The organism is Dapis brunnea BLCC-M229 (assembly GCF_050015995.1).
GTDB lineage: Bacteria > Cyanobacteriota > Cyanobacteriia > Cyanobacteriales > Microcoleaceae > Trichodesmium.
This window is the reverse complement of the sequence record NZ_JBNHEP010000290.1, coordinates 1-8,074: the sequence shown is the minus strand read 5'-3', so window position 1 is coordinate 8,074 and position 8,074 is coordinate 1. Positions and strand designations below refer to the sequence as shown.

Sequence of the window (8,074 nt, the reverse complement as noted above, 5' to 3'; positions counted from 1 at the left end):
CAACTGCTTTAACATTTCGTTACATAGTGATGTTTATTCGTGCCTACCTACTTAACAGATAGGATTTTGCTCAAAGGAATTTTTTTTCTTCTCTTGGTCGATTGGATATGGTTAGGTAACCCATCCATCCCATCCTAGGTCATGCTCCGCAAACGACCGCTCTCTTGGTCGATTGGATATGGCGAGGAGACCTCGCCATCCCATCCTAACGGACTGCTCCGCAAACGACCGCTTTTTCTCCATGAATGGAGAGGCTTTATACCTTAATTTTTTGGTAAGCATTTCCTGGGGAATGTTGCGCGATATGAATAGGCAGCGAAACAGCTATTAGGGGTCAGCTCTCAGCTTTATTTTAAAAAATAGTATTAAGACACAGTGAAGTGGAAAGGAAAGCTGTTATTCTATGAATAAAATTAAAATTAATCCTGGGTAAAGATTATGGATAACACTCTACCAGTTTTATACTTATTAATACTGCTAATATTATTGTCTATAACAGCTATATTTATTATCCGTCAGATTACCAAGACGAGGAAAACAGAAAGTCAGCTTTCTAAGTTGAAAAATAAACTGACAAAAGAACAAGGAACAGTAGATGAATATTATCAGCTTGCTAGTATATATTTAGAAAAAAAATTATATGTTCAAGCAGTTGAATTATTTCAAAAAGCTCTAAGATTAAAAGAGGAAGAGAATTTAGAGGATTTTCCGAAAATTTACAATGCTCTGGGTTTTGCTTATTTCGCTCAAGACCAATATGATATTTCAATTAGGCAGTATAAAGAAGCATTAAAAATAGCTCCTAACTATGTGACAGCTTATAATAATTTGGGTCATGCTTATGAGAAGAAAAAATTAACTGCCCAAGCTTTAGAAGCTTATGAGTCAGCACTGAAATATGACTCAAAAAATGATACTGCAAAAAGACGTGCAGAATCTATGAGGAAACGTTTAACACCTTCTTAAATTCAGAATTCAGAATTCAGAAGTAAAAATTAGTAGTTTGTAGTTGGGATTTAGTACTGCGAGGTATATCGGGGGTGGTAAGCACAACTATCGGCGTGACACACCTAAAATATTGCAATAGTAGGGGCAGGTTCTGCATTAAATTAATGAGTCTTAACCTAAAATCAGATGAACCCGCCCCCGGTGATATAATCCACTATTTTTAGATGTTTCGGTCCACTACAAACAAAGATTTTTTGATAACTAATTATTCGTAAGCGGAGCTACTCCTTGAAGACGCACATGATATAAAAATTGAAAGTAAAATACAATTACTATATAGAAATAATAAATTTTTCTGGTAGTCCTGCTCGCGTAATGGTATACAGCAAAAAGGAGTACCTGGTACGAGAGCAAGATGCTCCTAGTGCGGTGCCTCCTAATAAACATTGCCGGACAATGCACGACCATTACAATGCACCACCACCATTTTTCTAACTTTTGACTTTTGACTTAATTAATTAGCAGGTAAAATTATGGGTTCTTGGCAAGATAACTTCAAAAAATTTACAGGTAAAACGAGATTTGTTGTCTCTCGTTTATTCATTCACTTAGCGGGTTCAGAGGTAACGCCTTTATTGGGTGTTTTGAATACAGCTGTTAGGGAAGCGGTTGCATCAGAAGGAGACTTGGAAGTAGTGGGGGAAAGACTTGTTGAGGTCTGTCAAAGTCTCTTAGAATATAATATCTATTGGCAGTCGGCAGCTAACGAAGGTGATGTTATTTGGAATGAAGGAGAAGCGGGAGACTTTTTTGATGAATTGTTTACAGACTCTGCCCAACGCTACCTAAGTTCTGGGGAAGGTGAAGACTACGGGGAAAATAACGAACCTTTAACTTTGCCTCCCACTGGTAATTTAGTGGTAATGATAACAGTTGCGTTCGAGGGAGAAGTGCCAGACATTGAAACTGACCTGGCGAGTATGGGAGCGATGACTCAGGCATTAAAAGCTTTGATTAATTTGCATTATCAAGAAAAGTTGCGGGGTATTCAAATACATTTTTCACCAGCACGTTTAGGGGATGAGTTAGATAATGAACAATTATTAGTGAATTTTTCTGAATTAATTCCCTTGTAATATCATGTCCGAATAATTAGCGATCAAAAAATTTTTGTTTGTAGTAGGGCTTTAGCACATGAAATAGACATCTCCGAAAATAGTCAAACGCTTACTATAACTATCTTTTGGGGAGCGATAGCTACCTCTCTAAGATCGTTGATTTTTACCCTCAAAGCTGAAATTCTATATAAAAAATTAGTAAGTCTTGTAAGAGGAATTTAAAATTTCTAATACCGACTTAGGTAATAACTTATCCTTAAACCACACAATAGGTACTGGTACATCTTTAACTTTTACACCCGCTTTTTCTAAATTTAATCGTTCAGAAATAGCCAATATTAAATTATCACATTCAGCACTTCGCACCTGAGCAAATTTCTTTTTTAAATATTCCGGTCGCCAATATCCAATTATTTCTAATAAATATGATTCTCCATTAGGATGAACCAGTCGAAAATCAGGAATCATCACACTACCAGGAATTGGAATTAAATCAACTTCTCTTTCTAATTTCCACTCAGTTTTTGACTTAGCCCAACGTTCTGCAAATGATGCTTCTAACATACTATCATAAGGCTTTCCTGGCGGATAATGACTTACTAAATCACAATCAGAATTAAGACTAAATCTGCCTGTTTTCCATGCTCCAGTATAGGGGTCACGATTTTGTAAAGTTGCGTGTAAACTCCATTTAGTAACGTGTAATAATGCAGGCAACATTTTTGCTAATGCTAAACCATAACGAGTGCTAGGTTTAAATAAACTATAGGGACCATCTATTGTGAGAGTAAAACCTTGGTCAGCATCTCCTTCAATATAAGTCATTAATTGAAATAATTTTACATACCTAAATAACAGTTTATATTCTCCGGGATCGTTGCGATGGGCATTTAATTCAATGTGACTAGCTTTATAAAAAATACCTTGAACTTGGGAAAGGTTATATCTATGTAATAATGCTTCTGGTCTGGGGGCATCAAATTGAGTTAAAATCCGATTTTCTTGCAAGTCTGCATAGAGACCTTTTTTAATTTCATCAGGTACAACTTCTCGGTTTAATTCTTGACTTAATTTAGTTGCTAAATTTTCTAAAGTTAATTCTGTTGATTTGACACTAGGAACAACTTCTGAAGCAACAGCAAAAACACGATTTCTTAATTCTATCGGTTCAAGAGGACTGATAATTTCAAAGGTAGAAAAACTGCCTTTGAGGATATGTGCTAATCCTCGTTTAAGACGATAGTTAGGGTCATCTCCTTCAATTGATTGTAAACTTTTATCCAGTTCTCCTTGAGTTTTTCCCAATGTTTCTTGGAAACAATTAATCATTTCTGTGGCAATGCTTAAATTTTTGGCATCTATTTTCAGCTTTTGAGGAATAATTGTTTCTCCGGTTTGACGATGAGAAAGTAAGTCAGTGGGCAACATAATTTATGATGTTTAGTATAAACCTTTAGCAGTTATTGCAGGTATTTTTTTGATTAGATAATTAGTTACAATACTGTAGGTTGGATCAAGTAAAATTTTAGGAGTAGTTCCGTCCAGGGACTGGAGTGGCTCTAAAAAAAATCATCACAGGTCTGGTTGTGTACTTGCCATGAATGCTTTCTGGACTTAGTGCTTTACTAGGGTTGAGCCAATTAGTAGAAGAATCAACCCATAGCACAACATTTAGGTAAAATTTACGATCGCGAAAAAAATACAGGCAAATCTATTAAGAAAATGAGAGCAAAGATTCGGAGTAAGGCGACTGAAATTCTCTACAAAAAATTAGTGAGTGCTGTAAGATCAAATCATACTACAACTTTCATCAGAATGCTAGGTTCAGGAGCAAAGACTGTTGCAAAGTTGTCATTAGTAACTTGCCTTAAAGAGAATGTCACATTTGCTGCCCCAAAACTGGAGTTAACATTGTAAGCAAAAGATGCCTCAGACAAGTTGAAAAATCCACAGATAAAAGAGAAATCTGCGCCACTAGCAGTTAATCCCAGAAAATCACCGTCCCTAAATACGGCTTCTGCAAATAATAAATCAGTTTTGCCATAGTCAATACCCAAAAATCTAAAGTCAAAGTTATCAATTTTGATGAACTCTACACCCTTTCGAGTTAATTCCGAGCAATTGAAACTGAAAGAACCGTAATAGTTTTTCTCTGTTAATTCTCCTCGATAAGGGGACACCTCAAAATCGTATTTAATAGTGCTTGTTTTGGCTTTACTTGTATTGGTATTGATAGTAGTGCAAGTTGTGGTTGTAGGTATGAGTTTCTGGTTTGTGTCTATCTTAGCCATTGTTGTTTTTTTTAAAGTAATCTTTTAGCTGGTTCAGAAAAGTTTGAGGAAATATTATCTTCCGGCTCCATGTTATGAAATCGAAAATCAACCATAGTTAGACGATCGCTTCTTTAAAAAGCCTTGTCAATCTTTACACCCTTATTATAAACAATAATGATTCATATTAGGTAAAGTTTTTGTCAAGATTCAGGTAAATGAAGTAAAGTTTTTGTGAAGGTTGTCAGTCAAGTTGTAGAGTTTCTTCTGTGTTTTTACTTAAAACCTGTGTGTAAAGTATTTTTTTGACCTAATAAACATTAAAATTCTATTGACCTGAACTTACTAATTACCGAAGAATTAATAATTAATAATTAATAATTAAATAATTCGCGCCTTGAAGCCTCCCCTTGGATAGGGGAAAACAAAGACAATATTCCTTATATTCAATCCTCTCAGTTTTAACCAGAGGTAATTATCAATTATCAATTATCCATTATCCATTAATGAACTACTCTGGCAGCCAGAATTAATCAGCGTTCTGGATCCTTTCCTCATGCCAATCCAACAATCACCTTCCATCAATTCTAGACATTAGCACTGTTTCTGTTTTTTTGGAAAAATGACCAGAACTCATCACTACTGATTTGTGAGGTGTCAAAATTACTGCACATGAGCATTATGAATCATTTGTCCTTTTTCAGCGGCTGCTCTGATTAAACTAATCACTAGACATCTCCAGAAAAGAGGGAACACTTAACACTTAACAGGGAACAGCGAACCCACCCCTAACCCCTCCCAGGAGGGGAGTAATTGATAATTTATAGATAAGAATTGATTTTATTTTTTATTTTTGGAGAGGTCTACTATATTATAGGCACTTATTAACTGTTCGACCAATTCCTTTTAAACTGCTGCCCTCAACATGAACCTGTAGACCCATTTGCATTTTCTCAGGTCCAATTTGTCGTTGATAGTACAGGAGACCTCTTGCAAAAGTTTTAATTAAATCAATTCAAGATCTAAAATCAACAATTTCATTCCCCCTATTCCCTATTCCCTATTCCCTATTCCCTGACTTCTGGAAGAAGTCTAGGGTATCAAAAGTCTCGGTGAAAGTTTGCTGGCATTAGGGACAGCAGTATTTTTGACTGTCTTTGCTAGTTTTTCCATGCTTGTGAACTTTGTGATGGCCACACAGAAGACATTGCATAAGTTATAGAGACTATTTAGGGACAATTCTTACTTTTAGCGAATCATTAATAATTAAATAATTAAATAATTTAGGTTGAAAGCCTCCCCTTTCAAGGGGAAAAAGCGGTCGTTTGCGGAGCATTCCGAAGGATGGGATGGCGAGGTCTCCCGCTCTTAACAGAGCCGCTCCGCTAACGCCATATCCAATCGACCAAGAAAATAAATTTTTTCCTTTTAGTCAATCCAATCCGTTTTAGGGAGAGGTAATTATCCATTATTCATTATCCATTATCCACATTATCCATTAATGAACATTCCCACAGTTCCTTGACCCACTACCCGTAAATCCTGTCCATCAAAAAATTTGATAGGCCAAAACGCTTTATTATAAAAAAATTTGATTATACCAGATATATAGTTACTATCCGAAAAAAAATATTAACTTCATTGAATCTTTAAATAAAACTGTATTAATAACTACAAAAAAAAATTTTAATTATACCAGATATATAGTTATTGTCCGGAAAAAAAATATTAACTTCATTGAAGCTTTAAATAAAACTGTATTAATAACTACAAAAAGCCGTATTTTTTTAAAGATCTGATGAAGATCAGTGAAAACATATAGAGTCTGTCATAATTCCTTGCTATATTGTTTTACAGATACGGATACAAATTAAATTGAAATCAAACCTAAATTGAAATCAAACCTAAATTTTAGGCAGTGTATACGACTAAAGACAAATTAATAAGACCAGGGTTTGAGAGTAGTAATTTGTATAAATAAACTGGTCTATTAATTGAATATTCTGACTATTCAACAATTGAAAACTATTAACTAAAATCAGGTAGGTAATTATGAATTTTTCCAAAATTTCAGCTTTTGCAGCTTTGATCGCGAGTGGTGTTGTTGGTTTTGCTGCAACTCCAGCTATGGCAGCAACTTTTGCTTCAGAGGTTTATGATATGAGTGGAAATCCTTTGGGAGATGGAAATCTCGGAGACAGATTTGATGTTGACAACGCATTGACTCCTCCAGATGAGAAATTCTACAGTATGGATTTGGGTGAATCACTCATCTTTGGATTTGGTGGTAAAAAGTTCAATAGTTTTAAACTCTGGGAAACGACTCTGGTTAATCGCCAAGATTGGCAAGAAACTGTAACAGTTGCTGTGGGTAATGATTTAAGTGGTGATTTTAATGTTATTGTTGCTGACAATATACTCAATGACGAAGCAATGACCGACCATATTGATGTAGGTGGAATGTATAAATTCCTCAAGATTACTGATACAACTTCTATAACCAATCCTGGTGGTAATGCAGTAAACGATGGCAATGGTTTTGACATTGATGCTATTGCTGTAAAGACTACTCCTGAACCTACATCTATTCTTGGTTTATTAGCGATGAGCGGTTTAGGTGCCACTGTAGTTCGCAAGCGTAAGCAAAATCTAGGATAGAATATCTTTGAAATTATCCTGATTCATCATCAAGGTTATGGGGCGGGTATTATAAAGATTAAATTTGAAACACCTGAGATTTTGATCTCAACCCGCCTCTATTACGGATACAAATTAAATTGAAATCAAACCTAAATTGAAATCAAACCTAAATTTTAGGCAGTGTATACGACTAAAGACAAATTAATAAGACCAGGGTTTGAGAGTAGTAATTTGTATAAATAAACTGGTCTATTAATTGAATATTCTGACTATTCAACAATTGAAAACTATTAACTAAAATCAGGTAGGTAATTATGAATTTTTCCAAAATTTCAGCTTTTGCAGCTTTGATCGCGAGTGGTGTTGTTGGTTTTGCTGCAACTCCAGCTATGGCAGCAACTTTTGCTTCAGAGGTTTATGATATGAGTGGAAATCCTTTGGGAGATGGAAATCTCGGAGACAGATTTGATGTTGACAACGCATTGACTCCTCCAGATGAGAAATTCTACAGTATGGATTTGGGTGAATCACTCATCTTTGGATTTGGTGGTAAAAAGTTCAATAGTTTTAAACTCTGGGAAACGACTCTGGTTAATCGCCAAGATTGGCAAGAAACTGTAACAGTTGCTGTGGGTAATGATTTAAGTGGTGATTTTAATGTTATTGTTGCTGACAATATACTCAATGACGAAGCAATGACCGACCATATTGATGTAGGTGGAATGTATAAATTCCTCAAGATTACTGATACAACTTCTATAACCAATCCTGGTGGTAATGCAGTAAACGATGGCAATGGTTTTGACATTGATGCTATTGCTGTAAAGACTACTCCTGAACCTACATCTATTCTTGGTTTATTAGCGATGAGCGGTTTAGGTGCCACTGTAGTTCGCAAGCGTAAGCAAAATCTAGGATAGAATATCTTTGAAATTATCCTGATTCATCATCAAGGTTATGGGGCGGGTATTATAAAGATTAAATTTGAAACACCTGAGATTTTGATCTCAACCCGCCTCTATAATATGAAATCAAATAATTGATGCTATAGAACCCCTGAAGGTATCTTCATAAATTTAGCAAGGAGTCAGGAGACAG

Annotated in this window: 7 protein-coding genes; 5 read left to right on the top strand and 2 right to left on the bottom strand. The window is 35.4% G+C overall.

What is annotated here, in order from left to right; translation table 11 throughout:
• The first annotated feature begins 438 nt into the window (after positions 1-438).
• The 3 genes from ACP6PM_RS33580 (at position 439) to ACP6PM_RS33570 (ending at position 2,084) form a co-directional block, all read left to right on the top strand.
• Positions 439-966 (top strand): tetratricopeptide repeat protein, encoded by a 528-nt coding sequence (locus tag ACP6PM_RS33580; RefSeq protein ID WP_426591185.1) that lies wholly within the window; start codon positions 439-441, stop codon positions 964-966.
• Between the two features lie 294 nt (positions 967-1,260).
• Complete coding sequence (locus ACP6PM_RS33575; RefSeq protein ID WP_426591184.1) at positions 1,261-1,443, top strand: hypothetical protein; 183 nt, start codon at positions 1,261-1,263, stop codon at positions 1,441-1,443.
• A gap of 38 nt (positions 1,444-1,481) precedes the next feature.
• The gene (locus ACP6PM_RS33570) at positions 1,482-2,084 is read left to right on the top strand and encodes a DUF1517 domain-containing protein (RefSeq protein ID WP_426591183.1); all 603 of its coding nucleotides are present in this window, start codon (positions 1,482-1,484) and stop codon (positions 2,082-2,084) included.
• Positions 2,085-2,261: 177 nt separating this feature from the next.
• Here the strand turns inward: ACP6PM_RS33570 and ACP6PM_RS33565 are convergent, their stop codons facing one another.
• Positions 2,262-3,494 carry a DUF790 family protein gene (locus tag ACP6PM_RS33565; RefSeq protein WP_426591182.1) on the bottom strand — a complete coding sequence of 411 codons (1,233 nt, stop codon included), beginning with the start codon at positions 3,492-3,494 and terminating at the stop codon, positions 2,262-2,264.
• Between the two features lie 365 nt (positions 3,495-3,859).
• Positions 3,860-4,357, bottom strand: coding sequence for a hypothetical protein (locus ACP6PM_RS33560; RefSeq protein ID WP_426591181.1), 498 nt, complete (start codon positions 4,355-4,357; stop codon positions 3,860-3,862).
• A 2,031-nt stretch (positions 4,358-6,388) separates the two neighbouring features.
• On the opposite strand from ACP6PM_RS33560, the gene ACP6PM_RS33555 reads away from it, so the two are divergent.
• On the top strand, positions 6,389-6,994 hold the full coding sequence (locus ACP6PM_RS33555; RefSeq protein ID WP_426591180.1) for a PEP-CTERM sorting domain-containing protein: 606 nt from the start codon (positions 6,389-6,391) through the stop codon (positions 6,992-6,994).
• Between the two features lie 296 nt (positions 6,995-7,290).
• Positions 7,291-7,896, top strand: a complete 606-nt coding sequence (locus tag ACP6PM_RS33550; RefSeq protein WP_426591180.1) for a PEP-CTERM sorting domain-containing protein — start codon at positions 7,291-7,293, stop codon at positions 7,894-7,896.
• The last annotated feature ends 178 nt before the right edge of the window (positions 7,897-8,074 follow it).

Excerpts from the sequence above, each read along its gene's own strand:
- ACP6PM_RS33580 (WP_426591185.1), top strand. The coding sequence starts at position 439 with ATGGATAACACTCTACCAGTTTTATACTTATTAATACTGCTAATATTA.
- ACP6PM_RS33570 (WP_426591183.1), top strand. The coding sequence starts at position 1,482 with ATGGGTTCTTGGCAAGATAACTTCAAAAAATTTACAGGTAAAACGAGA.
- ACP6PM_RS33565 (WP_426591182.1), bottom strand. The coding sequence starts at position 3,494 with ATGTTGCCCACTGACTTACTTTCTCATCGTCAAACCGGAGAAACAATT.
- ACP6PM_RS33560 (WP_426591181.1), bottom strand. The coding sequence starts at position 4,357 with ATGGCTAAGATAGACACAAACCAGAAACTCATACCTACAACCACAACT.
- ACP6PM_RS33555 (WP_426591180.1), top strand. The coding sequence starts at position 6,389 with ATGAATTTTTCCAAAATTTCAGCTTTTGCAGCTTTGATCGCGAGTGGT.
- ACP6PM_RS33550 (WP_426591180.1), top strand. The coding sequence starts at position 7,291 with ATGAATTTTTCCAAAATTTCAGCTTTTGCAGCTTTGATCGCGAGTGGT.